Source organism: Mammaliicoccus sp. H-M34 (assembly GCF_022386495.1).
Lineage (GTDB): Bacteria > Bacillota > Bacilli > Staphylococcales > Staphylococcaceae > Mammaliicoccus > Mammaliicoccus fleurettii.
The window spans coordinates 32,462-59,054 of sequence record NZ_JAJNIK010000004.1 but is presented as its reverse complement, the minus strand read 5'-3'; the positions used below and the strand labels follow the sequence as shown (position 1 = coordinate 59,054).

The window sequence follows — 26,593 nt, the reverse complement described above, 5'->3', positions numbered from 1 at the left end:
AAGAAGGATGAGACAATTAATTTGTCCCATCCTTCATCTTTTATATTTCATCATTATTTAGTATTTTTTGAGCATTATCTTTCATTTGATTAACTGTGTCAATTCCTTTAGTTTCTTCAATATAATCATATGCTTCTTTTATATGAAAATTTCTGTTAGATGTATTATGTGCGTCACTTCCAACAATATGAATACTTTCTTGATTCAATAAATAATCAGCAACTCTTTTTGCATCTTCACCATATTTACCTACTAATGAACCAGCAGTTACTTGACAAAGAGCACCTCTTTTAATTAAATCAAATAAAATTTGAGGTTTATCTTGTATAGGAATGATACGTTCTGGATGAGCTAATAAAGGACGATATCCTGCATCGAATAATTGGTCAAAAGTGTTATTCGCAAAGTCTGGAACTGTAAAGAATGGAAATTCAATTAATACATATCTTGATCCTTCGGTTATAGGTAACAATTCTCCTGATTCCAATCCTGCTAACTCATTTCCAAACATATGAATTTCTTGGCTTGGATACACTTTTATATTAATATGATGTTCTTTTAATAACGATTGTACTTCTTCAGTTCTTGCTTTAACTATGTCCGCACTATTTTTAAAACGATGTTCTATATAATGAGGTGTTGCTACAATATCAGTAATCCCAATTTTTTCGGCTTCTCGTGCTAATTCAAGCATGCTTTCTGCATCAATTGGACCATCATCTAATCCATATAATAAATGATTATGAATATCAATCATGTGCATCGCTCCTTTAGTCATTGAACTATCAAATATCAATAAGTTTTCTTATTACTTATATTGTAACAAATAACTGTTTATAAATTATATTAATAAGCCTCCAATTTTATATTTCAAATAAGCAGAAAATTTGTAATTATTCCTTTTTTATATGAACATAAAAATATCGAAATATAAGGAGTGGGAAAATAATGGAATTAACCAAAGCACTTGAAAGAAGACGGTCAGTAAAATCTTATGAGCAATATGATTTAGATAGAGAAACAATTTATGATTTATTAGACAAAGCAGCACTATCACCATCTGCTTGGAACTTACAACAGTGGAAAGTAATAGTAGCTGACACTGATGAAGCTAAAGAAAAGTTATATAACGCAGCTAACAAACAAGTTAAAATAAGAGAAGCAAGTGCAACATTTATCATTTTAGGTGATATAAATGCACATGAAACAATTGGAGATATAGCTGATGACTGGATTGAACACGAACATATTCCAGCTAATAAAAGAGAAGGCTTAATCGAAAGCGTGAATCGATTCTTTGAAAGTGATCTCAATAAAAGAGACGAAGCTGTACGTGGCGCATCATTATTTGCGATGAGTTTAATGCTAGTCAGTGAGGATGCTGGTTATGCAACTTGCCCTATGATTGGCTTTGACAAACAATCTGTAATTGACGCATTTAATATTGACGATAACTTAGTACCCGCTATGCTTATTTCAATTGGTAAAGGTGAAATGACAAATGATAGAGCATCACGCTTACCAGCTTCATCATTTGCAAAATTTGAATAAAGAATGTACTAATTTTGTAATAATATGATAATACTACACCTCAAAAAAAGATTATAATATAGGTAATGAAGTGAGGTGTTTAAGATGAACAAACGTTATCAAAAAGTTCTAGTACTTTACTTAATATCAACGTTAGTACCTTATATATTGATCAATAAGAATAAGAACATCTCTTTAACAAAGAGATGGTTACCTAGCTCTTTAATTGGTTATGGTATATTTGCATATGGGCTAAAGGCACTAACTAAAATGAAAAAAGCAGCTTAATTAGCTGCTTTTTTCATTTCTATATATTCATCATTCGTTATAACATAAATAGCATCATCTACAACTTTTTCTTTATGAATTCTATTTTTTGGCATAACACCAATTTTTTTCATTCCTAATCTTTCCATAACTTGTCCAGATTTAGGATTAATAGTGCTATGCATTGCATTTACTTGGTTTAATTTTAACTTATCAAACGCCAATGACAATATCTCTAATCCCGCTTCTGTCATATAGCCATTTTTAGAATAATTTAAATTGAGCACATATCCTATCTCACCTTTTTTATGTTCTGTATCTACTCTTAAATCTATTGTGCCAATTAATTTATGTTCTTCTTTTAAGACTATTCCATATTTGCCTAATGGTGATTTCAAATAGTAATTTGCGATGACTTCTTTTGTTTCTTCTTTTGACAAATGGGTTGGAAATACATGAGAAGTATTTTCTATATTAGATGAATATTCATAAAGTGATTCTGTATCATCTAAACTTACAGGTCTCAGTATAAGTCTGTCTGTTTCTAATGTTTGATTCTCACCTAAAGTTACTAATAATTCCATAATTCACACCTTCTTATGCTTTATTTTCATTTTGTGCTAAAGCTAAACAGCCAATTATTCCTTGTTCATCATTCAAACTTGGAGTAACGATGTACTCTTCTACTGGTGGAAGTGCAATATAGTCATTATTTAATAACTCAAATTGCTTATGAATTTTACTCAACAAATGATTTTGATGCATTACGCCTCCACCAAAAATGATTTTTTCTGGTGATAACATTAACGTTGTATTCAATGCTGCCTGAGCAATATAATAAGCTACTATATCCCAATCTTTCGAATCTTCTTTAATCTCTTTCGCTGATATACCAGCTCTTTTTTCAATAGCAGGTCCTGATGCAACCCCTTCTAAACAGTTACCATGAAATGGACATTTACCTTCAAAGCTTTGGTCATCTTCATGTATCTTTACCGTCATATGTCCCATCTCTGGATGACTATACCCTTGAACAAATTTACCACCGACCATAGCTCCTCCACCGATACCTGTACCAACTGTATAATATACTGCTGAATTAATATCTTTTGCGATACCTTTTTTAAACTCACCATATAATGAAGTGTTTACATCAGTTGTAAAAGCGACCGGAATATCAAAATGCTCTTTAATAGCCCCAATGAAATCAAAATTTTTCCATGCTGTCTTTGGTGTGGAAGTTATATAACCATATGTATCAGATTCTTTATTAATATCTATTGGACCAAATGAACCAATACCAATACTTATAATGTCATGCTCTTTAAAGAATTCTATAACTTTTGGCATCGTTTCAGTTGGTTCCGTAGTTGGTATAGAAACACTTTCTATAACAGTTAAGTTATCATCACCTACTGCACATACAAATTTTGTTCCCCCTGCTTCAATCGCTCCATAAAGTTTCAATAATCCCACTCACTTTCTATGATTATATTTTTTTAACTCAACTTAACATCTATACCTAAAACCATTTCTTTCTTTTAAAAACAGTTAACATTATAAACGCAATGATGACCATAATAATTAGAATGATATAATATCCGTCGTGCCAACTAAGCTCAGGCATATTTGTAAAGTTCATTCCGTATATCCCTGCAATCAAAGTTAAAGGCATAAATACTACTGAATATATCGTTAAGATTTTCATAATATTGTTCATTTTAAATGAGTTTAGAGAAATGTAATTATCACGTATGTCACTCGTCATTTCTCTCGAAGAATCAACCATTTCCATTTGCTTGATAAGATGATCATTAATATGTGTAATATATAGAAATTGCTGTTCATTTAGATGTAATACTTTCCCTTCTCTCATTCGATATACTAAATCTCTCATTGGTTGAACAGTTCGTTTAATAATTAACAACTCTTGCCTTAAATCAAAAGTATCATCTATTAAAGACTTCGTTGAAATATCTATATTATGACGATCTTCAAAATTAAATACTTTATCTTCAATATCGTAAATAAATGGGAAATAATTATCTACTATATCATCTAGCAAATTTAACAAAATATCTTTTGGCTCTTCCAAATTGATTGTTTGATTAAACAACTTTATTTTAACAGTATCTATTTCTTCAAAGCGCTCTTTATGATAAGTCACAATAAAATCATCGCCAATAAAAATATCAACTTCTTCAGCTTCAAGTGTTTTTAAATCTAACGCATGGAACACAACAAATTGATAATCATCATATTGTTTGAATTTGGGTCTTTGTTGAACAAGCGTAGCATCTTCAATAGATAATTCATGAAAATCAAAATAATCTACTAATACTTTTGCCTCTTCTTCTGTAGGTTCGTTTAAATCAACCCATAACCATTTTTTGTCTTCTGCAATATCTTTTGGTGATGTCGTTTCTTTTAGTTCATTATTTGAATTGCAATAATAAGTTTTAATCATTATATTCACACCAATTTTCATTTTACTTTTATCTATATTATACAATTTAAAAAGCAGTGAGCAAATATACTCACTGCTAACAAGTATTTAGGTAAATACGACTGTTTTATTTCCGTTTACAATCACTTTGTGTTCACAATGCCACTGTACTGCTCTTGCTAATACTTGAGACTCCACATGTCTACCAGTATTTTTCATGTCTTGTGCTGAATATCGATGATTAACTCTTACAACATCTTGTTCAATGATTGGACCAGCATCTAAATCTTCTGTAACATAATGACTTGTAGCTCCTATTAATTTGACACCTCTTGTATAAGCCTGTTTATAAGGATTTGCACCAATAAATGATGGCAAGAATGAATGGTGAATATTAATAATTTTTAGATGATGCCTTTCAACAAAGACTTCTGATAAAATCTGCATATACTTAGCTAGTACGAGTAAATCCACTCCATAACCATCACATATTCTCGAAATTTCATCTTCACTTTCACGTTTTGTTTCTTTAGTCACTTTTACATGGTGGAAAGGTATTCCCATATCTTCTACAAATTTACGGTTATTTTCATGATTACTAATAACACAGCTTATTTCTATTGGGAATTCTTGACGATTTGCGCGTAATATAATTTCACTTAACGCATGATCTTCTTTAGAAACTAATACTGCCGTTTTTACTTTTTCTTCAGCGTCAAAAATTTGAAAATTAATATTTCTTGTTGTTAGTTCTTTTTCTAAAATTGATTTCACTTCATCATTTTTATCAAATTCAATGCGTAGATATAAGTGATTCTCATTTTCTTGAACATCAGTATAATGATCTAAATGAAATATATTTGAATTTGTTTCTTTTATAATTGTTGATATTAGTGATGTAATACCAATTTCATCTTTGCAATCCGCTAATAAAATATAATGCTTACTCATGTATCTCATCCCTTTATTAATATTGGAAATATTCTAACAATAACAACTATTATAAAATTTAATTTGCAATAAAACAATGAATTGAGTAGCATATATTCAATGTAAACGCATTCACTATTAATTTGTGCTCAAATACATAAATTGGTCTAATTGCAATGCTTCTAAAGTCTCTCTAATTAATCTTTTACGGTCATAATAATTAAGCCCTTGATTTTCTAATTCAGTGACTTTTCCTTCATATACATATGCTCCATTAAATAAAGATTTATCTTTCGTTACTTTAATTGTAGACATTGCACCTTCTCTAGGTGAAATAAACATAGAGTCAAACATTTTATAAATTAAATCTCCAAATTTATGATTATATTTAGTTTTTCCTAAGTTGGTGGAGACAGCGCCTGGATGGACAGCTGTTACATTCAATCCACGATGATGAAACTGCTCGTATAATTCTTGCATGAAATACAATGTAGCTAGCTTAGATCTGCTATAAGATTTAATCGGATTAAATCTCAATGGATATTTGAAATTATGATGTCCTATATGAGCATATTTATATGCCCCAGAAGATACAATTATAATTTGTTTATCATGGCTTCTCATTATAGATTCAAATAAAATATGTGTTAATAAAAAGTGACCTAAATAATTTGTACCAAACATTAATTCAAAACCATCTACAGTTTTTTGTCTTGTTAATGAAACGACACCTGCATTATTAATTAAACAATCAATATATGGATATTGATCTAGTATTTGAGTAGCGGCTTTCATTACATTGGCTAAATTAGATAAGTCACATTTTATTACTTCTACAGTTATTTTTTTATGTTCTGCTATTAAAAGTGATTTTAAATGTTCACCTTTGTCTATATTTCTACACAATAAAATAATAATGTCATAGTCATTGGCTAACTCTTTAACTGTTGATTCACCTATTCCTGATGTTGGACCTGTAATTGCTAGTATTCTATTCGCCATTGTATATACTCCTTTAATTTATTACCGTTCTTTTACCCTGAAATATATATTTTAACTATGACATTTATTTTTTTACATAATTTTGATGTACATATATTAATTCTTTTGCCATTTCTTTAATAATTTCAGTTGAAATAAGCTGATCTTCAGCATGCATTAATAAGAGCGTCATCGGTACTGTTTCACCACTAGCTTCTGCTTGTATTAAATCTTTATGCACTTTATGACCATCAATTAAAAATTGATTACCTTCACTAATTAAATCTTCGGATTCTTTAAATTTTCCAGATTTAGCTTCATTAATTGCTTGCATATAACTACTCTTTGCCATACCAACATTAGTTATGATTTTAAAAGCAATTTGTTCGTATTTTTCCATAATATCACCTTACTTCATTAGGCTTTCAGCATGTTTTAAGACACGCTCTCCATCCATCATGCCATATTGTTGCATATCTATAACGTCTACCGGCACTTTACCATTAGCTACTTTTTCAACTTGTGCCTTTTGAAATCTCACTTGTGGTCCAAGTAGAATAACATCTACATCATCAACCTTTGTTTCCGCTTCAGATAAGGCTAAAGCTTTGACTTCATAATCTTTACCTTCATTTTCTGCTGCCTCTTGCATCTTTTTCACTAACATACTTGTCGACATACCTGCTGAACAAACTAATAATATTTTTTTCATTTATTTCATCTCCTGATTATTAAATTTAAAGAACGCCCATGGTTTCAAATAATTGAGCAATTGTAAATCATGAGGTGCAATTCTCCCAATTACATTTACTTTACCTGTATTTATCATAGGCTTTAAAGCAATTTGTAGCTCACCTTTATATTGTCCATATTCTTCGTTATCTATTAAGATGTCACCTCTTTTAATAGCAGTTGTATGATGAACAGGAAATGATTCTGCTTTATATTTCACACGACTTTGAGTTGAACGAATCATATAGTCACTTACATCACCTCTATAAAAATGTGGTTCTTCGATAACTATTTTTCTTTCTAATTCCGTAATATCATCAAATAACTTTACATCAAACGTGATTGCTTCGTTTTTTAAATAACTCAGTCTTTTTAATTCTTCTTCTGATGGATAACAATTACTTATAATCACATCATCAATGAGATCAGTTGCCCATAAGTATTGTGCTTGTGTAGAAATGGGGATTCCTCTATGTTCTTCTAAAGTTGGCAATCCTTCTGTAACTGGCCATGGTCCAAAGTCAGCTTCTTCACTTGAAACGAATGCTGCTGTTCTAAGACCATATTTTTTGAATTTTTTACTACCTTCAAGAAAGAATGCTTCCGATATACCAGCATATCGATGAGGATAAAAATTATGGCATCCTACTAAATGAGCTCGATTTGGTTCAAAGTCCATTACATTATCTATATAGTGATTCATGACACTCATGTTCAATTCAACCATTATGTCATATGGATTATACGTCATATCACTTGTTAATTTTGCGCCTACACCTTCATCAAGCCTTATTCCATCAACACCTAGATCATTAAAAAAAGATAAGTCATTAGGTTCAATACCGAGGACTTTAAAAGTTCTTGGTGCTACATCTATAAATATTTCAAAGTCTAAACTTTTAGCATAACGAATCGTTTTTTCAATGATAGGTAATAAAGTCGATTTATTATCATCAGTTAATTGCAATAAATTCGTAAAAATTCGTGTAAAACCATGCTCATGTGCTTTATCAATATAATTTAAATCCTCAGATTCTTTAGATTTTCCAGGATACAAAGATATACCTAAACGCCTCATAGAAATCACTTCCATTCGTAATATATTTATTTTTATATTATTTTGAATATTTAATCTATTTAGTTTATACTATAACAAAATCGAAGCGCTTACAAACAAAGGGGGAATTTTATGAATAACTTTGCTACTTGGATAGAAGGAAAACTTTCTGGTCCAATGACAAAGCTTTCGAATCAACGTCATTTACTCGCTATACGTGACGGGGTTATTTCGGCACTCCCATTCATTATTTTCGGTTCATTCTTTTTAATATTTGCAACTCCACCGTTACCTGAATCATGGGCAGTAACTCAGTGGGCAACTGAACATGCAGAACAAATTTTAATTCCTTATAGAATGACCATGTTCATTATGAGTTTATACATTGTCTTTGGGATAGGTTACAATCTCGCAAAATCCTATGATTTAGATCCATTGTCAGCAGCACAGCTTTCTACAGCAGCTTTTTTATTAACTATTGCGCCAACAATGGATAAAGAATTAGGATTCGTCTTACCAATGACCAACTTAGGAGGCCATGGATTATTCGTCGCAATGTTTGTAGCAATTTTCTCAGTAGAAACATACAGATTGTGTAAAAATAAAAACATCACCATTAAAATGCCACCACAAGTACCGCCATCCGTTAGTCGCTCTTTTGAGTCGTTAATACCAGTAGTCATCGTACTCGGTGCAATGAGTGTGATTACAGTTGTGTTTCAACTCGATTTACATACACTTGTAGATAAAATTGTAGGACCTCTCGTATTTGCAGGTGATACATTACCTGGTGTATTAGTACCAGTATTCTTAACAACATTCTTTTGGGCATTTGGTATTCACGGTATGTCAATTGTAGGTACGATTGAACGTCCGTTATGGGAAGTATATTTAGCTAAAAACGCAGAAGCACATGCAGCAGGAGAACCATTACCACATATAGCACCAGAAACATTCTTCCAGTGGTTTGTATGGATTGGAGGAGCAGGAGCAACATTAGGACTTGTTATATGTATATTATTATTTGCGAAATCTCAGTTCTTGAAAAAATTTGGTAAAGCCGTTTCTATACCATCTTTATTTAATATAAACGAACCCGTAATATTTGGATTGCCAATAGTACTAAACCCAATAATGGTTATTCCATTTATCATAATCCCTATCGTTTTAACAGTCATAACTTATTTCGCAACATTATTCGGACTCGTCAATGCAACAAGCGTAATGGCACCATGGACACTGCCAGCTCCAATCGGTGCATACTTAGCAACAGGAGGAGATTGGCGAGCAATCGTACTCGTCCTAATTAATATAACAGTATCCGTAATAATTTATTTTCCATTCTTCAAAATGTACGATCGCAAAATGGTACTAGAAGAAAGCGGAGAAACTAAAGAAGAAATAGAACATGATATGGAAAAATAGTAAATAGTAAGAACAGAGCAAACGCCTGAAATCCTGGTGTTTGCTCTGTTCTTTACGTATGATTCTTAGTTTGCGTTTCTTAGATTGTGCTTACTGGCAGAATTCTGAATTGTGCTCCTTAGACTGTTCTTACTGGCAGAATTCTGAATTGTGCTCCTTAGATTGTTCTTACTAGCAGAATTCCGAATTTTGCTCCTTAGAATGCTCTTACTGGCAGAATTCTGAATTATGTCCCTAACACTACCTCTTACGGACATTACTCGGAATTTTATCCCTTACAACACTTCTTACGGACATTTCTCGGAATTATGTCCCTTACAGCACCTCTTACGGACTTTTCTCGGAATTTTGTCCTTTACAGCACCTCTTACGGACTTTTCTCGGAATTTTGTCCCTTACAACACCTCTTACGGACATTTCTCGGAATTTTGTCCCTTACAACACTTCTTACGGACATTTCTCAGAATTTTGTCCCTTAAAAATAATCCTTCAACTTAAATATAACTATTAAAAATCCCCCGTTTTGTTGGCATTCCAACGAATCGGGGGAATCTCTTTAAAAGATTATATCAATAAAGAACCATACAACCATAACGAGCATGATTAAGGCTTTGGCTATTGAACTGGTTAAGAAACCAAGTAATGAACCGATACTTGCATTCGTAGCTGCTGAAATATCATTTTTTTGAATCATCTCAGTAACAAATACTAATACGAAAGGTACGATGATGATACCAAATGGTGGAAACACGAAACAACCTATTATTACACCGACTGCTGCCATTGTTTCTCCTAGTTTAGAACCACCGAATTTCTTAACGAAATAGCTATTCATTATGATATCTGAAAGTATCATAAATATAGTAAGTACTACCATTACAGTCCAGAAGACCCACGATAATTTACTTGAATCAATTGCAAAATGATATATAAAATAGCCTACCCATAAAAATAGTACTGATGGAATAATTGGTTTGATTAAACCAACAAAGGCAATTACAAACATTAGTATAATTAATATCCAACTTATTGCTGTCATTATTTTACTCCTAACTTGTTTTAACGTTATTATGTGTTACATGTTCTACTGTAAAAATTAATAATATAAATGCTAATCCTATTGATAAACTTGAAACGAAGAACACATTTCCTAGACCTACTATATCACTCATCACACCACCGAGTAAATTTCCACCTAGCTGACCTATTACCATAGCGTTAGCAAACAATGTTGATGCATATCCAGGAAACTCTGGTAAAATGTCTTGGAAATAACTGATTCCTAATCCAAGTAAAATTGCTAAGAAAAATGCTAATGCTAATTGACCAATTAACATTGCTTGGAAACTATCAAACACACCTATACTAAAGTAATAGCCGAATCCGAATATTGCTCCGACCATAAGTAGTGTCTTAGTTTTAAATTTACTTGCTATAATACCTAATATAATCATGAAAGGTACTTCTAAACCTGCACATAGACTTGCTAAATACCCTACATGCGATTCATCATCTTTCAAATATTCCGTTACATATAAAGGCATATTTAAGGTATACATCCATTGTCCAACATGTAATAAAATAAATGCTAAAAATGGTATCAATAATGTAGGTTCTTTTACTAAGTTTGGAGCTTTCTTTTCAGGAAAGTTTCCAATCGCATTATTGATAATTTTCTTAGGTTCTTTATAAAAAATAATTAATAAAACTAAAACTGTTAAAAATAATGTCATCGTTCCACCAAATAAACCATCATACCCAAATATGCTAAGTAATAATGTTCCGATTAATGGACCAAATAAAAACCCTAATGAAAATGTAGAACGTAGAACAGTATTGGCAAATATACTTCTATCTTTATAAGCAGATTCATTTATAGATTCACGTGCTGAGGCATACATTTGAGGCATTGCAGGTGCAGCAAGCCCTTGAAACATCGCATATAAAGCGATGAACAGCCATATAGTATGTATGTAGAAATAAATCGAGAAACATAACGCCCCCATTATTAAAGCGGTGATGATGAGATATTTACGATTAATTTTTCCACTATCAGAGAATCTTGCAACAATAGAGTTCACAGTAAATGATGCACTAGCTGCAAGCGCCATTAATAAACCGTACTGTCCTTTAGACATCCCTAATTGCTGAGTCGCATACAATACTAAAAAAGGAACCGTAATAGCAATAGCCATTCCTAATAAGCCCATATTAACTGTAAAAAGCTTATAATTTTTTATTTGAAATAATTTCAAAAACATGAATTCACAACTTCCTATATTTTTATTATATGTTTGTACTTTAATGCTAAACACCTATTACGTCAACGCTTAATTGATATATTTATCACAAACATGTAAAATCATTACTAAATATAATTAAAGGGGATATTGTAGTGGAATACAAAGTGAACTATATTTCAATTGGAAAAGTCGAAGATGTGACTTTTAACAATCAAAAAACTAAAAAAACTGCTATTTTTAAAGAACCCTTCGAAAATAAAATGTATCTTTCAAAAACAGGATTTGTTGAAGATCAACAACAATATAAAGGTCATGGTGGTCCAGAAAAAGCTATTTGTTTTTACAGTAAAGATAATTATGCCTATTGGAATGACATTATAGATCGACTACCCAAATATGCGATTTTTGGCGAAAACATTACAGTGTCTGGCTTAACCGAAAAAGATTTAAATATTGGAGATACTTATCAACTTGGTGAAGCCATCATTCAAGTTTCTTGTCCAAGACAACCATGTGCTACAATCGCTTTAAGATATGGAATAAAAGATTTAGTCAAACGTATGGCAGACAATTTAAAAACAGGATGCTATTTTCGAGTAATCAAAGAAGGCTATGTATCCCAGAATGATAACATGAAATTATTAAATACATGTAAACCACAACTTTCCATTTATGAGCTTAATGAAACACGTTATAAAGATAGTAGCAATCGTGAGCGCATAGAATATATATTAAATCACAAAGGTATCAATGAAGAAACACGTGATATTTTCAATAAATTACATAAGCGCCTTTCATAAACACGAAGGCTCAAATAAAAGAAAGGCTGGGACAAATTAATTGTCTCAGCCTTTCTTTTATTTCTTACCTATTTCAAGTTGATTAATATAATTTTTCAGTACTTCAATGAATGATTTAACTTGTGGTAACTGTAAGACATTATGTTCATAACAAATATATGTTGATCGTGTAAGTGGTTTACGCATAACATTTAACTTCTTGATTTCAAATTTATCTGTATCTATGTCACCTATTACCAATTCTGGCAATACTGTTACGCCTACTCCATTTAATAAGAGTTCTTTACATGTAGCTATTTGGTCTACTTTAATTAGTGCGTGGTATTCTTGTTGTAAATAATCGGAATACCATTCTTCAATTTGTTTTAAGTAAATTGGTTCTGCTTGAAACTCAATCATTGGTAATAGATGTAAGTCTTGTTTTTTACTTTTAGGATAAATAAAATAATGTTGTTCATTTAGTAAAAGGTCATTTTGAACATTCATCACTTCGTTTCCTCTAACTACCATGATGTGAAAGTCATTTTGATATTGTTTTATATGTTCACTAGAACCAATTTGTAATTGTATATCTACATTTGGATATAAATGCGTATATTCCCCCATAACTTGTGGAAGAATTGTTTGCCCAATCAACGAAGAAACTCCTATTGAAATGCTTCCGTTTACTTCTCCTAATTTCGAACTAATTTTATCTAATAGTAAACGTTCTTCTTTCAACATTTTTCTTGCATGCTCTATGACTAAGGATCCTTCATTAGTTGTAATAAGCTGCTTTTTTGTTCTTATAAAAATGTCTATACCAAAAAAGGTTTCTATAGATTTCAATCTCTGACTGACTGCTGGCTGCGATATGTAGAGAATGTCTGCAGCTTTTCGCAAAGTCTTTACATCTTCTAATGTTACTAATAACTTATAATCATCTACTTTCAAATGACACACTCCTTACTTTCATTTTATTATACCATGATTTAATTCAAGCACCACGACTACAACTTTAGACCGAAATATTAATTTTTTAAATTCTAAAATTGAAACTCTAATTATAATTCGTTATAGTTGAGAATGTACATAAAATAGGAAGGATAAAATCATGAACTTTTTAGAAATTATAAAATATATATTCCTTGGTTTACTTCAAGGAATAACAGAACCCATACCCATTTCTTCAAGCGGACACTTAGTAATGGCACAAGAATTTTTAGGATTACATACTGAAGGATTAACATTTGAAATTGTAGTTAATACCGCTTCATTGATTGCTGTACTTATATTATTCCGCAAAGACATTATCGAATTAATTGTCGACACATTTAAATATATTAAAGGCGATCGTACTGAAACTGTTAAAAAGAATTTTCAACTTGCTATGTATTTAGTAATTGCCACTATACCAGCTGGTGTATTAGGCATTATCTTTAAAGATATAATTGGTGATACTAAAAGTGTAATCATGGTAGGATTTATGCTTATCGTAACAGGTATTGCCTTATGGTTTATTAAAAATAAGCGCGGCCAAAAATTAGAAGGTGATTTAACGCTTAAAGATGCCATAATTGTAGGTTTATTCCAAGCTGTTGCTTTAATACCTGGAATTAGTCGTAGTGGTGCCACTATCGTTGGTGCTTTAGGTGTTGGGATGAATCAAAAAACAGCGTTTAAATTCTCATTCTTACTTTATATACCTGTAAGTCTTGGGACGGCTTTACTTGGCGTTAAAGATATTATTGAAACACCTCCAGATACATCACTAATGATTTCATATGCATTTGCATTTGTAGCTTCACTTGTAGCGAGTTATTTCTCATTGAAATGGTTACAAGGTATTATGGAACGTGGTCAACTCGGCATCTTTAGTAAATATTGTTTCGTTGTCGGACCAGTTGCAATAATATTAGCATTAATATTCTTATAAAAATTAAAAAACGGGGATTGCCATTAATAAAAGGCATCCTCGTTTTTATTTATAGATATATCCATCTAAATAGTTGTTTCATTACTTTGCGTTCATAATTTCATGAAAACAATATCTGATTCTCTTTTCAATTCCCTTGAAGTCAGTTTCTAATTTAAACATAATCTCATGTGCCGTTACATATGCTTTATGAAATTGAGCTTTAGATATTTTTTTCTCTTTTAGCATTCTTTCTAAATCATCTTCATCAACAAGTTCATATTCACCTGTCTTCGGTATTACTAACACATCCAAACATAAATCTAGCGTTCTAGCATTACCGAGTTGAGTGATATTCCTCAAATTCACATCAAAATAGTATTGTACTGGTCTGTTTTGTTTGTCATACATTACAGTTATACTATACGGCTTTTTCTCTGGCAAGATCTGCATCCACTTATAACCATTATCCGCAGCTGTAATTTCTTTCCCTACAACATTAACCTTTAAAGGTTCCTTCACCTGTACCATTGTAACTAAGCCAACAAGTCCTTTAAAGTGATTCGTATCCAGTACAACTTCTTTATATTCGCGATTAAGGAGACGTCGCCAATGACGTTTGTCAATATACTTAACTTTCACAAGTTACCAACTCCTTTTTTACATTATATAAAAAACTCGCCCCGATTCAAAGCATTCAAGATAGGTTTTCTAAATTAAATTTTTATTTATAAAAAAATACTACAAGAAACATGACGTTTACTTGTAGTATTTTAACAATTAATTTTTAATATATAATTTAAAAATACAAAGCGAATTTATATTTTTAATTCTAGAATTTATTGCTATTCCTTAGATAAATAATGAGATTTACCTTTTAAGAATAAACTTAAGATTAATGCAATAACACTAAATAATGTAGCAATCCAGAAAGCATCGTTGATACCTTGTACAGTTGCTAATTTATTTAAATATTCGATAAGTACAGATTTACCAGCATCATCTCCACCAACTGAATCAGAAAGTGCTTTAATTTGTTCTTGAATCATAGGATTTGTTGAGTCTAAGTTATCTGACATGTTAGCTAAATGAGAAGTCGTATTTTGAGTCATAACTGTTACAAGTATTGCTGTACCAATTGACCCTGCTAGTTGTCTAACAGTATTACTTATTGCATTACCATGCGGAATAAGTCTTTGAGGCAATGAATTCATACCTGCAGTCATAATCGGCATCATTATAAAACTCATACCGAATGAACGTACGATATATATAACTAATATTGTTGTATATGGTGTATCCATATTTAATTGTGTCAGTTCCCAAGTTGCGATTGTCATTATTGTTAAACCAATTAAAGCTAATGGTTTAATACCAAATGAGTCTAACATTTTACCAGCAATTGGACCCATGAATCCCATAATAAGTGATCCTGGTAATAATAATAGACCTGAATCTAAAGGAGAAAAGCCACGTAAATTTTGTAAGTATATAGGTAATAAAATCATACCACCAAATAAACTCATCGTTACAATCACATTGATTAATGTTGTCAATGTAAACCCTGAATATTTCAGTGCAGACATATCAAGCATTGGATTTTTCATTCTAACTTCACGAACAACAAATAATATTGTAAAGATTAGACCGATAACTAATGATAAAGAAACTGTTAATGAAGTCCAACCATCGTTACCCGCTTCACTAAATCCGTATAATAGTAAACCAAAGCCGAGTGTACTGAATACAATACCTGGCACATCAGGTTTAGGATTAGATGTTTGTTGATAAATCTTGAACCAGAAGAAACTAATGATTATAGATACTAATCCGATAGCAAACATACCATAGAACATTATGTTCCAATGATAGTTCTGAACGATCCAACCTGATAACGTTGGACCAATTGCTGGTGCTAAAATAAACGCGATACCTAAAGTACCCATTGCAGCACCACGTTTTTCTGGTGGGAAGATTGTCATAAATACATTTGAACCTAATGGCATTAATATACCAGCACCAATTGCTTGAACAACACGACCTGTCATCATCATTGGGAAGTTAAATGAAATGGCACATACTATTGACCCAATCGTAAATAGAACCATTGCGATAAGGAATAATTTTCTATATGAATACTTACTAATTAAGAATGCACTTATAGGAATTAAAATACCATTTACAAGCATGAACCCTGTCATTAACCATTGACCAGTAGATGCAGAAATACTAAATTCATTATTAATTACAGGTAAAGCTACGTTTAATAATGTTTGGTTTAGTATTGCGATAAACATACCAAACATCATCGCAACTAAAATTTTATTTCTTGAAATGCCTTTACCGTATACGAAGTTAACATGATTTTTCTTAATTTGTTCATTAATTGGTTCATCATCTTTTAATTCCATACCACGGTCTGATAAATCTTCATGTTCTTCATTAGAATCATTTTGTTCATCAGTTTTGATATCGTTAGAAGTCGTTTTCTCCGTCTCTGTTTTAGCCGGTTCATTATCTTCTTCCATCTTTTCAATATGAGTGTGTTTGTTTTTATCGATGTTGTCTTCATCTTTTGATTTCAATTGAGTTTCATCATTCACTTTTGAATTATCTGAAACATCTTTAGCAACTGATTTGCTTTTTTTTCGTTTTACTACAAATGCATTAATTCCAACCCATAAAAGGATTGCAATAATTATATAAGCCACCGTAAAGGTTGATGTCATAATACACCCTCCTTAATTCTTATGGATTCGAACTTCAACATTCATTCCTGGAACAACATTTGTTGATGGCTTAGAATCAAATGTGATTTTCACTGGAACAACTTGTGTCACCTTTGTATAGTTTCCATTACTATTTGATGAAGGCATCATTGAGAAACTTGATGCTGTTGCTAATCCAACTTGAGACACTTTACCTTTAACACTAGCTTCTTGGCCATCAATATAAACGTCAACAGCCTGTCCTTTTTCTACATCTTCAACGTCTGTATCATCAATATTTGCTGTAACATATAAATCATCAAAATTATATGCATATGCAATTGGTGATCCTGCTTGAACTAAACTATCTTCTGTTGCAGAAGTTTTAACGATAGTACTTTTTGAAGGTGCTTTAAGGTCCATAGTTTGAGATTGTCCATCTTCACCTTTACCAGAAACTTCACCTAGTTTATCGCCTTTACCGTACTCTTTACCTTCTTCAGCATCGAAGCTGTCCAAGTTACCTGAAACTGGGCTAGCAATCTTAATTTGCTCACCGTCTACTTTTGCATTTTCTGTCTTTACATAATCTGTTGCTTCACTATAATAATGGAATCCTACTAGTCCGATTGCTACTAAAATTACTATAGTGATAACATTTACAAGCACTATTTTTTTCATTACTCTATTTCCTCCATATTTCAATGATTTGTTTATTATACGTCGCTATGTAAATAAATTAAACCAACAAATTTTTAAAATTTGTCGGGTTAAAATGACAGAAAAGTTAGATAAATATTCATAATATATACATATTTAAAAGGAATATTAATGTATATTTTCGTCTCTTTTTGTTAAAATATAAGTTATGTAATTATTCGAGGTGAAATATGAAAAAACATGCAAGGCAATTAATCACGAGTAATATGGTTTACTTATTAGAACATTATCATTTTGAAGAAATAACAATAAAAATGTTGTGTGCAGAATGTGGTATTAACCGTTCTACTTTTTATGCACATTTTAAAGATAAATATGAAACTTATGAAGAAATAAAAAGATTCCATATGATGAATTATGAAACTTTAATGGATAATATAGAACGCTCTATTATAGACAATCCTGATGACAGAAGAAAATATGTAAAACAATATTTTACAAATGTATTTTATTATATTGCTAAACATCAAAGATTTTTTACAAGTGTATTTGTTGCACATCCTGAGCGAGAACTAATTATTAGTTTTATTTCACTCTTAAAAACTAGATTTGCTAAGTTGATTCATAGTCTTGGTACACTAGAAGAGGTAAACTACTTTCTTGATTACACAGTCGGCGGACAAATAGCTTCTATATATAGCTGGTTGAAAAATGGTTGTGAAGAAACACCAGAAAAGATGGCCGATATTATGTATCGTAATATTATTAAAATCAATAGATAATAAAAAAGAGCAGAAATTCATTGTTAAAATTGAATTTCTGCTCTTATTTGTTATAAAATCATTTACACTTCTACCGGATTGTGTGAATATAGCTACCCTTGCTTACACTTCTCTCAACTTGTGTGAATATAGCTACCCTTGCTTACACTTCTCTCAACTTGTGTGAATATGGCTACTCTTGCTTACACTTCTTCCCACTTGTGTAAATATGGCTACCCTTGCTTACACTTCTTCCCACTTGTGTAAATATGGCTATCCTTACTTACACTTCTCTCGACTTGTGTGAATATGGCTATCCTTGCTTACACTTCTTCCCATTTGTATGAATATGGCTACCCTTACTTACTCTTCTTTCCACTTGTGTGAATATGGCTACCCTTGCTCACACTTCTTTCCACTTGTGTGAATATGGCTGTCCTTGCTCACACTTCTTTCGACTTGTGTGAATATGGACGTCTTCTATCTTTCCAACTATTAAAAACTAGATAATCCAGTTTTTTCTTGAATTCTATACAATACTCTTTTCCACAATGATTCATCTTTAAATTCATCATATTGTGCTGTGATTGTGTATTTTTTATTATCCCATGCTTTATTAAAGTTTTGAGATAGTTTCGTAAATGCTTCGTCATCTTGTTTACCTTTAATTATGATGTCTGTTTCTAAGTTATAATCTTCTATATTTCTACGAGTTAGATTAGATGATCCTAAAATCATCGCAGCATTCTTATTTTCATGTTGTTCAAACAATAAATATTTTGAATGAAATTGCTCGCCATTACTTAATGCCCATTTTACTTTAATATTCCCTTTTGAACGATTTACTAATTCACTTGCTACAGGTTTATTTGGTACGCCTGGTTTTTCTTTGCCAAAAGCTTCTTTATTAATATCTAAAATAAGTTTTATTTGCACATTTCTTTTTGATGCTTTAATAAGTTCGTTGATTACATCTCTATCTGATAAATAAAACATGCCTATTGAAATTCGATCTTTAGATTGTGATTTTTTTATATTTTTAAGAATTTGTTCTTTAATTTTTCCTTCAGTAGCTAGTTGCACTGAGTATGTTGCATCATCACGCCAACTATTATTGTTAATCTTAAAGTCACTCGCTGAATATTGTGCACCGCTCATATTTGCTACGGCTATTTCGGATTTAATGATTGCATTTTGAATGGGTCCTGTTACTCTTACACCAACATTTTGATGATATCCACTCGGGTCATGTGGATTACTTGATAAGACCATACCGTGCTTTTCAGTTACAAGTGTCTTTCTATGGTTTGCTTTCATATTTAGTATTTTTAAATAGCCTCTTACTGTAACATCAGGCCCTTCACTGCTTAAAGGATTATTTAATTTACCATTTTCACTATTTCCAAACCATTGAAAGAACGTTCTATAAGTTCCTGAATAGATTGGATTAGAATCCCTCAATTTACTTAGATCAGTGTAATGGACATCTATGTTGTTTGCTTTTAAAGCCTTAATATTTCTCGGTGTATAAGAACCATAGAATGAATTAATCGGATCCGTAATGACAATAATTCTAATATTTGGATTCTCTTTCTTTTTAGCAATGAGTGATTGAGTTAATCGACTCGTTATATTTGGATATGTTTTATCACCTGTTTTATAATTATTAAATAAAAACATGTCCATAATAATAAAGTCATTAGCTTCATTTATTGTTTCATTAACTTTATCAAATATTTCATGTTCATAATGCATTTTATTACCAGATTTATAAGTGACATCTGTTAATAATTCAACATGATTCGTTTTAGTTTCAGAACTTATTTTGGAAACTCCGTGAGGTAAAGTTTTAAACACATGAAAAATACTAACGACAATAACAAGCACCACTAATAAGCATACAAGCCATAATAAATGCTTTTTTTGAAATTTATTTTTCTTTTTATTATTTTTCTTTTTTCTTTTTACTGAATTACTTTTTTTCTTTTGATTTTTCTTTATTTTATTAGCCAAGTGTTTAATTCACCCCTTTTACTTTGATTATACCAAAATTCAATTGACACCGATGTATTACTTTGTTAATTTTAATTAATATCAAATTTTTCAGAATTTTTAGAGTATATACATAGGAGTGAAGTAAATTGACAGAACAATTAAGACCTTTCCGTGCTGATCATGTAGGCAGTTTATTAAGAACAGAACCATTAAAAAAAGCACGTCAACAATATTCAGAAGGTGAAATTCCGGGAACTGAATTAAAAAAAGTTGAAGACCAAGAAATTGATAAAATCATCGAAAAACAATTAGAAGTCGGATTAAAAAGTATAACTGACGGAGAGTTCCGTCGTTCTTACTGGCATTTTGATTTCTTAGAGAATTTAACAGGTATTGAAGATTACGTACCAGAAATCGGGCTAACTTTTAATGGTGTAGAAACTAAAAAGCATGATGTAAAAGTTGTAGGTAAAGTGAAATTTAATCCAGAACACCCACACTTTGAACATTTTGATTATTTACACAAAAAAGTAAATGGTAGAGCTGCTAGCAAAGTTTCTATCCCAAGTCCTAATCAGTTATTCCATCCAAACATTTTAAATCAAGAAATTTATCCAGATATTTATGAATATGCTAAAGATGTATCAGAAGCTTATCGCCAATCTATACTTAAGTTCTATGACCTAGGCTGCCGTTATTTACAAATTGACGATGTATATTGGGCTGGGTTAGCTGCAACAACACAACTAATTAAGAATAGAGAACGTACTGCAGAAGAAAAAGAAGAAGCTATTAAACTAGCAGCAAAAGTAGTCAATGATGCATTAGCAGACTTACCGGAAGATTTACTTATCACAACTCATATTTGTCGTGGTAACTATCAATCATCGTGGGCAATAACAGGTGGTTACGAGCCAATTGCTAAAGATTTATTCACTGAGAAATTACAAGGTTTCTTCCTAGAATATGATGATAACCGCTCTGGTGACTTTGAACCATTAAGACATTTCAATAGAGATGATGCTTATATCGTTTTAGGTCTTTTCACTTCTAAGACAGGCGAATTAGAAAATAAGCAAAATATTTTAGACAGATTAGATGAAGCTACTAAATATGTTTCAAAAGAACAATTATGTTTGAGTCCACAATGTGGATTCGCTTCAACAGAAGAAGGTAATATCCTTTCTGAAGAAGATCAATGGAAAAAATTATCTTACGTTATTGAAACTGCAAAAGAAGTATATGGAGAACTATAATAATCATAAAAACGTCCAATTCGTATTATTCGAATTGGACGTTTTTCATTTTATTAATAATAGATTACTTAATAGATTCAAATGCATATTTTTTAATCGCTTCTTCATGTTGTGGATACTGTTCTAACAATTCATCTTGTGTGAAAAGTTCGAATTTCTCAAACTGAAAGCCTGGTGAACACATACACCCTACTAGTGCATAGTCATTGTCTCCTTCAACTGTTGAAGCGAATATAACACCTTTAGGTACTAACGCTTGCAATACATCACCTTTATCAACATGAGGACCGACGTTAACTTGTTCATACTTTCCATCTGGATGTATCATATGCACTGTCAACGTTTGACCTGCATGATAATACCACACTTCATCTGATTGTATTCTGTGAAAATGAGATATATTGTTCTTTTCTAATAAGAAGTAAATACTTGTATATAAAGCGTTATGATCACTTAGTGTTTGTTCTGATTTTATGACTTCTTTATAATATCCACCTTCAGGATGAGGCGTTAAATCAAGCATATTAATCCATTTATCTTTATTCATAAGCACTCCTTATTATAAATCTACATTATGAAATACTTGTTGAACATCTTCTAAATCTTCAATAGCATCTACTAACTTTTCAAAAGTATCTTGATCTTCTTCTGATAAAGTTACTTCCGATTGAGCTAGCATTGATAGTTCAGCAACTTCAAAATCTTCTACGCCATTTTCTTTAAGAACATTTTGAACTTGTGAAAATTGATCAGGTTCTGCATAGACAATTGTTAACTCTTCTTCTTCAACAACATCTCTTACATCTAAATCTTCTTCTAATAAAAGTTCAAAAATTTCATCAACAGATTTTCCTTTAAATGCAAATACAGCAGTATGATTAAACATGTATGCAACTGATCCAGATACACCCATATTGCCGCCATTTTTACCGAATGCTGCACGAACATCACTAGCTGTACGGTTTACATTATTAGTTAATGCATCAACAATTAGCATTGAACCACTTGGCCCAAAACCTTCATATCTTAGCTCATCATAATTTTCTTCTGATCCACCTTTAGCTTTTTCAATGGCTTTATCAATAATATGTTTTGGAACAGAATAAGTTTTAGCTTTTTCTAATACAAATTTAAGATTTTGGTTTGATTCAGGATCTGGTTCACCTGATTTAGCAGCTACATAAATTTCACGGCCAAATTTAGCATAAATTCTACTTGTATTTTTATCTTTTTGGGCTTTTTTATCTTTAATATTATTCCATTTACGTCCCATAATTCCATCTCTCTTTCAAAGTGAGTTATTTAACATACTTATTATACAATATTGATCTAATCTGGCAAAGTTTACAGGTCAAAAAATAATAAGCGACTGAGACATTTAATTTGTTTCAGCCGCTTTAGTAACTATTTTAATCTTTAATAATACTTGCGAGTCTTAATATGTGCATAATGATATTAAGAAGATTGATAAATAAATTGAATCCCATTTCCCTTGGAGAAAAATTGCCTAACTTCATACGGTTAAAGTCGTAAACAGTATATAGTAAGAATAAACCTATACCAATTACTGATAATACTGTATGAAAAATTGGGTTATTCAAAAATAAACCTAAAAGACTCGCAAAAATAAGTGCAATTAATGTAACGAATAAATATTTACCTAAACCTGATGCATCATCAATCATAAAATAACCTAAAATTCCGAATGCTGCGAATGCACCAATAGCTAATGCAATATTTCCATAAAATGCTTGAGTTCCTAATGTGCCTAAATAATACATAAAGGAAGTATATGAAATAATACCTATTAAGAAAGCAAATACATTTGATATAAGACCGCTAAATTTTCTAGATGATTTTACAAATAGTGTGAGCATTATAAGTACAAATAATCCTATCGTTATTGGAAGATGTAATGCCGGTGGTACAAATTGACCTAAATAAGTTCCAATACCAAAAATCACCCAATAGTATAAGAAATATAGCCAAGTTTTTCTAATTGCTGAACCATGTGTATCATCAGCTTGATATGATCCATAATTATGTTCATAACTCATCCATAATCATTCCTTTTTTATAAGTAATACCAACATTTTACATGTTATAACTCTATATATCAATTGCGAGGTCTCTACACAATTGTAACATTTAGTTCACATACATAATTTACCACATTGCATTTGGATACGCTCACAACACGTTTTAGTGAGTTAAATTTTTATTATAAAAGCATGTTCTAATTATTGTGTTTTTATTACAAAGTGATTACAGACAGTACATGTAATGTTATTTTTGTTACCATTAATTCTATCGAAGGATTTATATATATTAGTATTCTGTTTTTATATTTTTTAGATAACGAGGAGGATAAGCCTTTGAAAAAATTTGCATTCGCAGTAACAGCAGTTTCAGGTGTTGCAGCTATAGCAGCTCACAACGATGCAGAAGCATCAACTCAACACACTGTAAAAAATGGTGAATCTTTATGGATTATTGCAGACGAATATGGTGTGTCTGTTGATCAACTGAAATCTAGTAACAATATTTCAGGAAACATGATTTTCCCAGGACAAGTCATTACTGTAAACGGAAGTAGTTCAGCTGGAGGAAGTGGCTCTCAAGAAAGTACAGCAACTTCAGGTTCTACATACACAGTTAAAAATGGTGATTCATTAGATGTAATCGCTCAACAACACGGTGTTTCAGTTGACCAACTTATGAAATCAAATAATTTAAAAGGTTATATTATCTATCCAGGTCAAAACTTAAAAATTGCTGGTGGAAGTGGTAGCGATACAGCAACTGCCCCATCTAACAATACGCAACCATCTCAAACTGGTGGTAGCCAATCGTTCAATGACCAAAACTTATATGACTGGGGACAATGTACATATTACGTATTTGACCGTAGATCACAAGCTGGTAGTGCAATTAGCACTTACTGGGGAGATGCAAAATATTGGGCTGGCGCTGCACAAGCTGACGGGTTCCGTGTAGATAGCACACCTGCAGTTGGTTCAATTATGCAATCTACAACTGGACAATATGGTCACGTGTCATACGTTGAATCTATTAATTCAGATGGTAGTTTACTAGTTTCAGAAACTAACTACAATACAGCACCTGGTGTTACTGATTATAGAACAATACCAGCTTCTCAAGTTTATAACTATTCATATATTCATTAATATTTAAAAAGCCAGTTCACAATGTGAACTGGCTTTTTTGTATGTATGTAGGTTAATAAAATGTACAGTGTACAGTATCATATGGGTGAATCGCACGATATCTCTGGAGTCTTCGTGCGTTTTAGCCTGATTTAACTTGAATCGCACGATATCTCTGGAGTCTTCGTGCGTTTTTACCAGATTTGAACTGAATCGCACGATATCTCTGGAGTCTTCGTGCGTTTTTACCGGAATTGACCTGAATCGCACGATATCTTAATAGTCTTCGTGCGTTTTTACCAGATTTGAACTGAATCGCACGATATCTCTGGAGTCTTCGTGCGTTTTAGCCGGATTTAACCCGAATCGCACGATATCTTAATAGTCTTCGTGCGTTTTAGCCCGATTTGACCCGAATCGCACGATATCTCTGGAGTCTTCGTGCGTTTTTACCGGATTTGACTTGAATCGCACGATATCTCAATAGTCTTCGTGCGTTTTAGCCCGATTTAACCCGAATCGCACGATATCTCAATAGTCTTCGTGCGTTTTAACCCGATTTAACCTGAATCGCACGATATCTCTACAGTCTTCGTGCGTTTTTACCGGATTTGACCCGAATCGCACGATATCTCAATAGTCTTCGTGCGTTTTAGCCCGATCTGACCTGAATTAAAAATAACAAAATGAGGCTGAGACAAATATATTGTCCCAGCCTCGTTTTATTTCTTATACAAATAACATACAAATATGATAAATAACAAACGCAAGTACGATTGATACTGGTAACGTTATAATCCATGTAATAATCATTCTTTGTGCTGTTGTCCATTTCACACCTTTTACGCGCTGTGATGAACCTACACCTAATATAGATGAAGATACAACATGTGTAGTTGATACTGGTAAGTGAATAAAAGTAGCACCAAATATAATAAATGCTGATGATAAATCTGCTGCTACACCGTTAGCTGGACGTATTTTCATAATATTTCCACCAACAGTTTTAATTATTTTCCAGCCACCTACTGCAGTTCCAAGTCCCATTGCGGTAGCACAACTTACTTTAACCCATAGCTCAATGTCTGTTGTTGATTGCATATTTGCTGAAATAAGCGCCATTGTAATAATACCCATTGCTTTTTGAGCATCATTTGTACCATGAGAAAATGCTTGTAAAGCTGCAGTACCAATTTGTATAAATCTAAAGTTTCTATTTGTTTTAGTCAAATTATTATTTTTAAACACTACTTTGAATATAGAATATACTGTAAAACCAACTATAAATGCTAATAGTGGTGATGCAATTAAAGCTAGTATAATTTTAGAAAATCCTTGGTAATGTAATACTCCAAATCCTGCAGATGCAATAGCTGCCCCTGCAATTGAACCTATTAATGCGTGTGAAGATGAACTTGGGATCCCGAAGTACCAAGTAATAAGATTCCATGCTATTGCCGAAATTAAAGCTGCTAATATCACAATTGAACCATTTTCTAATTTAAATGGATCTACAATATCTTTAGCAATGGTTTGAGCAACACCAGTAGCGACTAACGCACCGATAAAGTTCATAACCGCTGCTAATAGGATTGCATGTCTTGGCTTTAGTGCTTTTGTAGATACTGCTGTTGCGATTGCATTGGCTGTGTCATGAAAACCATTAATAAAGTCAAAAAGTAATGCACATACAACAATAGCTACAGTAATAATGAGTAAACTATCCATTTTTTAAAACTCC

28 protein-coding genes are annotated in these 26,593 nt (G+C 31.8%); 8 read left to right on the top strand and 20 right to left on the bottom strand.

What is annotated here, in order from left to right:
• Window positions 1–40: 40 nt before the first annotated feature.
• Window positions 41–757 carry a tyrosine-protein phosphatase gene (locus LQ608_RS06590; protein WP_239750873.1) on the bottom strand — a complete coding sequence of 239 codons (717 nt, stop codon included), beginning with the start codon at window positions 755–757 and terminating at the stop codon, window positions 41–43.
• 191 nt (window positions 758–948) lie between these two features.
• Between LQ608_RS06590 and LQ608_RS06585 the strand changes: the two genes are divergently transcribed.
• Both LQ608_RS06585 and LQ608_RS06580 read left to right on the top strand, forming a co-directional pair.
• Window positions 949–1,551 carry a nitroreductase family protein gene (locus LQ608_RS06585; protein ID WP_239750871.1) on the top strand — a complete coding sequence of 201 codons (603 nt, stop codon included), beginning with the start codon at window positions 949–951 and terminating at the stop codon, window positions 1,549–1,551.
• Window positions 1,552–1,635: 84 nt separating this feature from the next.
• On the top strand, window positions 1,636–1,818 hold the full coding sequence (locus LQ608_RS06580; protein ID WP_239750869.1) for a hypothetical protein: 183 nt from the start codon (window positions 1,636–1,638) through the stop codon (window positions 1,816–1,818).
• Here the strand turns inward: LQ608_RS06580 and LQ608_RS06575 are convergent.
• From LQ608_RS06575 to LQ608_RS06540, 8 genes are all read right to left on the bottom strand, one after another.
• On the bottom strand, window positions 1,815–2,381 hold the full coding sequence (locus tag LQ608_RS06575; protein WP_239750867.1) for a GNAT family N-acetyltransferase: 567 nt from the start codon (window positions 2,379–2,381) through the stop codon (window positions 1,815–1,817). The two genes, LQ608_RS06580 and LQ608_RS06575, sit on opposite strands and share 4 nt — an antisense overlap.
• Before the next feature lie 13 nt (window positions 2,382–2,394).
• Window positions 2,395–3,264: a fructokinase ScrK gene (scrK, locus tag LQ608_RS06570; protein WP_239750865.1), complete on the bottom strand. Its 870-nt coding sequence runs from the start codon at window positions 3,262–3,264 to the stop codon at window positions 2,395–2,397.
• Between the two features lie 55 nt (window positions 3,265–3,319).
• Entirely contained in the window at window positions 3,320–4,264 is a 945-nt protein-coding gene (gene corA / locus LQ608_RS06565) for a magnesium/cobalt transporter CorA (protein WP_239750863.1), read from the bottom strand.
• An 87-nt stretch (window positions 4,265–4,351) separates the two neighbouring features.
• Entirely contained in the window at window positions 4,352–5,194 is an 843-nt protein-coding gene (gene purU, locus LQ608_RS06560) for a formyltetrahydrofolate deformylase (protein ID WP_239750862.1), read from the bottom strand.
• A 117-nt stretch (window positions 5,195–5,311) separates the two neighbouring features.
• Window positions 5,312–6,175 carry an SDR family NAD(P)-dependent oxidoreductase gene (locus LQ608_RS06555; RefSeq protein WP_239750860.1) on the bottom strand — a complete coding sequence of 288 codons (864 nt, stop codon included), beginning with the start codon at window positions 6,173–6,175 and terminating at the stop codon, window positions 5,312–5,314.
• A 64-nt stretch (window positions 6,176–6,239) separates the two neighbouring features.
• A complete protein-coding gene (locus LQ608_RS06550) occupies window positions 6,240–6,554 on the bottom strand; it encodes a PTS sugar transporter subunit IIA (protein ID WP_239750859.1) in 315 nt (104 codons plus the stop codon).
• A 9-nt stretch (window positions 6,555–6,563) separates the two neighbouring features.
• Window positions 6,564–6,866: a PTS sugar transporter subunit IIB gene (locus LQ608_RS06545; RefSeq protein ID WP_239750857.1), complete on the bottom strand. Its 303-nt coding sequence runs from the start codon at window positions 6,864–6,866 to the stop codon at window positions 6,564–6,566.
• On the bottom strand, window positions 6,867–7,964 hold the full coding sequence (locus tag LQ608_RS06540; protein WP_239750856.1) for a DUF871 domain-containing protein: 1,098 nt from the start codon (window positions 7,962–7,964) through the stop codon (window positions 6,867–6,869).
• Window positions 7,965–8,075: 111 nt separating this feature from the next.
• Between LQ608_RS06540 and LQ608_RS06535 the strand changes: the two genes are divergently transcribed.
• On the top strand, window positions 8,076–9,368 hold the full coding sequence (locus LQ608_RS06535) for a PTS sugar transporter subunit IIC (protein WP_239750855.1): 1,293 nt from the start codon (window positions 8,076–8,078) through the stop codon (window positions 9,366–9,368).
• Window positions 9,369–9,924: 556 nt separating this feature from the next.
• Here the strand turns inward: LQ608_RS06535 and LQ608_RS06530 are convergent.
• Complete coding sequence (locus LQ608_RS06530) at window positions 9,925–10,407, bottom strand: DUF456 domain-containing protein (protein ID WP_239750853.1); 483 nt, start codon at window positions 10,405–10,407, stop codon at window positions 9,925–9,927.
• 10 nt (window positions 10,408–10,417) lie between these two features.
• Window positions 10,418–11,629 carry a sugar efflux transporter gene (locus LQ608_RS06525; protein WP_078357062.1) on the bottom strand — a complete coding sequence of 404 codons (1,212 nt, stop codon included), beginning with the start codon at window positions 11,627–11,629 and terminating at the stop codon, window positions 10,418–10,420.
• Window positions 11,630–11,763: 134 nt separating this feature from the next.
• Here LQ608_RS06525 and LQ608_RS06520 point away from each other — a divergent pair, with 134 nt between their 5' ends.
• Window positions 11,764–12,411, top strand: a complete 648-nt coding sequence (locus LQ608_RS06520) for an MOSC domain-containing protein (protein WP_239750852.1) — start codon at window positions 11,764–11,766, stop codon at window positions 12,409–12,411.
• Window positions 12,412–12,468: 57 nt separating this feature from the next.
• On the opposite strand, the gene LQ608_RS06515 is transcribed toward LQ608_RS06520, so the two are convergent.
• Complete coding sequence (locus tag LQ608_RS06515; protein WP_078357064.1) at window positions 12,469–13,344, bottom strand: LysR family transcriptional regulator; 876 nt, start codon at window positions 13,342–13,344, stop codon at window positions 12,469–12,471.
• Window positions 13,345–13,504: 160 nt separating this feature from the next.
• Here LQ608_RS06515 and LQ608_RS06510 point away from each other — a divergent pair, with 160 nt between their 5' ends.
• Complete coding sequence (locus LQ608_RS06510) at window positions 13,505–14,326, top strand: undecaprenyl-diphosphate phosphatase (protein WP_239750850.1); 822 nt, start codon at window positions 13,505–13,507, stop codon at window positions 14,324–14,326.
• A gap of 81 nt (window positions 14,327–14,407) precedes the next feature.
• Here LQ608_RS06510 and LQ608_RS06505 read toward each other — a convergent pair whose 3' ends face one another.
• From LQ608_RS06505 to LQ608_RS06495, 3 genes are all read right to left on the bottom strand, one after another.
• Complete coding sequence (locus LQ608_RS06505; protein ID WP_078357066.1) at window positions 14,408–14,947, bottom strand: ribonuclease FAU-1 family protein; 540 nt, start codon at window positions 14,945–14,947, stop codon at window positions 14,408–14,410.
• Between the two features lie 203 nt (window positions 14,948–15,150).
• The gene (locus tag LQ608_RS06500) at window positions 15,151–17,034 is read right to left on the bottom strand and encodes a DHA2 family efflux MFS transporter permease subunit (protein WP_239750848.1); all 1,884 of its coding nucleotides are present in this window, start codon (window positions 17,032–17,034) and stop codon (window positions 15,151–15,153) included.
• Between the two features lie 12 nt (window positions 17,035–17,046).
• The gene (locus LQ608_RS06495) at window positions 17,047–17,694 is read right to left on the bottom strand and encodes an HlyD family secretion protein (protein ID WP_239750846.1); all 648 of its coding nucleotides are present in this window, start codon (window positions 17,692–17,694) and stop codon (window positions 17,047–17,049) included.
• A gap of 209 nt (window positions 17,695–17,903) precedes the next feature.
• Here LQ608_RS06495 and LQ608_RS06490 point away from each other — a divergent pair, with 209 nt between their 5' ends.
• Complete coding sequence (locus tag LQ608_RS06490; RefSeq protein ID WP_239750844.1) at window positions 17,904–18,455, top strand: TetR/AcrR family transcriptional regulator; 552 nt, start codon at window positions 17,904–17,906, stop codon at window positions 18,453–18,455.
• A 474-nt stretch (window positions 18,456–18,929) separates the two neighbouring features.
• On the opposite strand, the gene LQ608_RS06485 is transcribed toward LQ608_RS06490, so the two are convergent.
• Complete coding sequence (locus tag LQ608_RS06485; protein WP_239750842.1) at window positions 18,930–20,447, bottom strand: phospholipase D-like domain-containing protein; 1,518 nt, start codon at window positions 20,445–20,447, stop codon at window positions 18,930–18,932.
• A gap of 128 nt (window positions 20,448–20,575) precedes the next feature.
• Between LQ608_RS06485 and LQ608_RS06480 the strand changes: the two genes are divergently transcribed.
• Window positions 20,576–21,685: a 5-methyltetrahydropteroyltriglutamate--homocysteine S-methyltransferase gene (locus tag LQ608_RS06480; protein WP_239750840.1), complete on the top strand. Its 1,110-nt coding sequence runs from the start codon at window positions 20,576–20,578 to the stop codon at window positions 21,683–21,685.
• 64 nt (window positions 21,686–21,749) lie between these two features.
• On the opposite strand, the gene LQ608_RS06475 is transcribed toward LQ608_RS06480, so the two are convergent.
• The 3 genes from LQ608_RS06475 to LQ608_RS06465 form a co-directional block, all read right to left on the bottom strand.
• Window positions 21,750–22,232 carry a cupin domain-containing protein gene (locus LQ608_RS06475; protein WP_239750838.1) on the bottom strand — a complete coding sequence of 161 codons (483 nt, stop codon included), beginning with the start codon at window positions 22,230–22,232 and terminating at the stop codon, window positions 21,750–21,752.
• Between the two features lie 12 nt (window positions 22,233–22,244).
• Window positions 22,245–22,958 (bottom strand): YebC/PmpR family DNA-binding transcriptional regulator, encoded by a 714-nt coding sequence (locus LQ608_RS06470; RefSeq protein WP_078357073.1) that lies wholly within the window; start codon window positions 22,956–22,958, stop codon window positions 22,245–22,247.
• 136 nt (window positions 22,959–23,094) lie between these two features.
• The gene (locus LQ608_RS06465; protein WP_078357074.1) at window positions 23,095–23,742 is read right to left on the bottom strand and encodes a Bax inhibitor-1/YccA family protein; all 648 of its coding nucleotides are present in this window, start codon (window positions 23,740–23,742) and stop codon (window positions 23,095–23,097) included.
• A gap of 318 nt (window positions 23,743–24,060) precedes the next feature.
• On the opposite strand from LQ608_RS06465, the gene LQ608_RS06460 reads away from it, so the two are divergent.
• On the top strand, window positions 24,061–24,873 hold the full coding sequence (locus LQ608_RS06460; RefSeq protein WP_078357075.1) for a LysM peptidoglycan-binding domain-containing protein: 813 nt from the start codon (window positions 24,061–24,063) through the stop codon (window positions 24,871–24,873).
• Between the two features lie 708 nt (window positions 24,874–25,581).
• Here the strand turns inward: LQ608_RS06460 and LQ608_RS06455 are convergent.
• The gene (locus tag LQ608_RS06455; protein WP_239750836.1) at window positions 25,582–26,580 is read right to left on the bottom strand and encodes an inorganic phosphate transporter; all 999 of its coding nucleotides are present in this window, start codon (window positions 26,578–26,580) and stop codon (window positions 25,582–25,584) included.
• Between the last annotated feature and the right edge of the window lie 13 nt (window positions 26,581–26,593).

Bases quoted from the DNA above. Each gene is read 5' to 3' on its own strand.
- LQ608_RS06545 (WP_239750857.1), bottom strand. From the start codon at position 6,866: ATGAAAAAAATATTATTAGTTTGTTCAGCAGGTATGTCGACAAGTATG.
- LQ608_RS06500 (WP_239750848.1), bottom strand. From the start codon at position 17,034: ATGACATCAACCTTTACGGTGGCTTATATAATTATTGCAATCCTTTTA.
- LQ608_RS06470 (WP_078357073.1), bottom strand. From the start codon at position 22,958: ATGGGACGTAAATGGAATAATATTAAAGATAAAAAAGCCCAAAAAGAT.
- LQ608_RS06555 (WP_239750860.1), bottom strand. From the start codon at position 6,175: ATGGCGAATAGAATACTAGCAATTACAGGTCCAACATCAGGAATAGGT.
- LQ608_RS06475 (WP_239750838.1), bottom strand. From the start codon at position 22,232: ATGAATAAAGATAAATGGATTAATATGCTTGATTTAACGCCTCATCCT.
- LQ608_RS06590 (WP_239750873.1), bottom strand. From the start codon at position 757: ATGATTGATATTCATAATCATTTATTATATGGATTAGATGATGGTCCA.
- LQ608_RS06530 (WP_239750853.1), bottom strand. From the start codon at position 10,407: ATGACAGCAATAAGTTGGATATTAATTATACTAATGTTTGTAATTGCC.
- LQ608_RS06575 (WP_239750867.1), bottom strand. From the start codon at position 2,381: ATGGAATTATTAGTAACTTTAGGTGAGAATCAAACATTAGAAACAGAC.
- corA (WP_239750863.1), bottom strand. From the start codon at position 4,264: ATGATTAAAACTTATTATTGCAATTCAAATAATGAACTAAAAGAAACG.
- LQ608_RS06585 (WP_239750871.1), top strand. From the start codon at position 949: ATGGAATTAACCAAAGCACTTGAAAGAAGACGGTCAGTAAAATCTTAT.
- LQ608_RS06535 (WP_239750855.1), top strand. From the start codon at position 8,076: ATGAATAACTTTGCTACTTGGATAGAAGGAAAACTTTCTGGTCCAATG.
- purU (WP_239750862.1), bottom strand. From the start codon at position 5,194: ATGAGTAAGCATTATATTTTATTAGCGGATTGCAAAGATGAAATTGGT.
- LQ608_RS06525 (WP_078357062.1), bottom strand. From the start codon at position 11,629: ATGTTTTTGAAATTATTTCAAATAAAAAATTATAAGCTTTTTACAGTT.
- LQ608_RS06495 (WP_239750846.1), bottom strand. From the start codon at position 17,694: ATGAAAAAAATAGTGCTTGTAAATGTTATCACTATAGTAATTTTAGTA.
- LQ608_RS06455 (WP_239750836.1), bottom strand. From the start codon at position 26,580: ATGGATAGTTTACTCATTATTACTGTAGCTATTGTTGTATGTGCATTA.
- LQ608_RS06490 (WP_239750844.1), top strand. From the start codon at position 17,904: ATGAAAAAACATGCAAGGCAATTAATCACGAGTAATATGGTTTACTTA.
- LQ608_RS06510 (WP_239750850.1), top strand. From the start codon at position 13,505: ATGAACTTTTTAGAAATTATAAAATATATATTCCTTGGTTTACTTCAA.
- LQ608_RS06580 (WP_239750869.1), top strand. From the start codon at position 1,636: ATGAACAAACGTTATCAAAAAGTTCTAGTACTTTACTTAATATCAACG.
- LQ608_RS06540 (WP_239750856.1), bottom strand. From the start codon at position 7,964: ATGAGGCGTTTAGGTATATCTTTGTATCCTGGAAAATCTAAAGAATCT.
- LQ608_RS06550 (WP_239750859.1), bottom strand. From the start codon at position 6,554: ATGGAAAAATACGAACAAATTGCTTTTAAAATCATAACTAATGTTGGT.
- LQ608_RS06465 (WP_078357074.1), bottom strand. From the start codon at position 23,742: ATGAGTTATGAACATAATTATGGATCATATCAAGCTGATGATACACAT.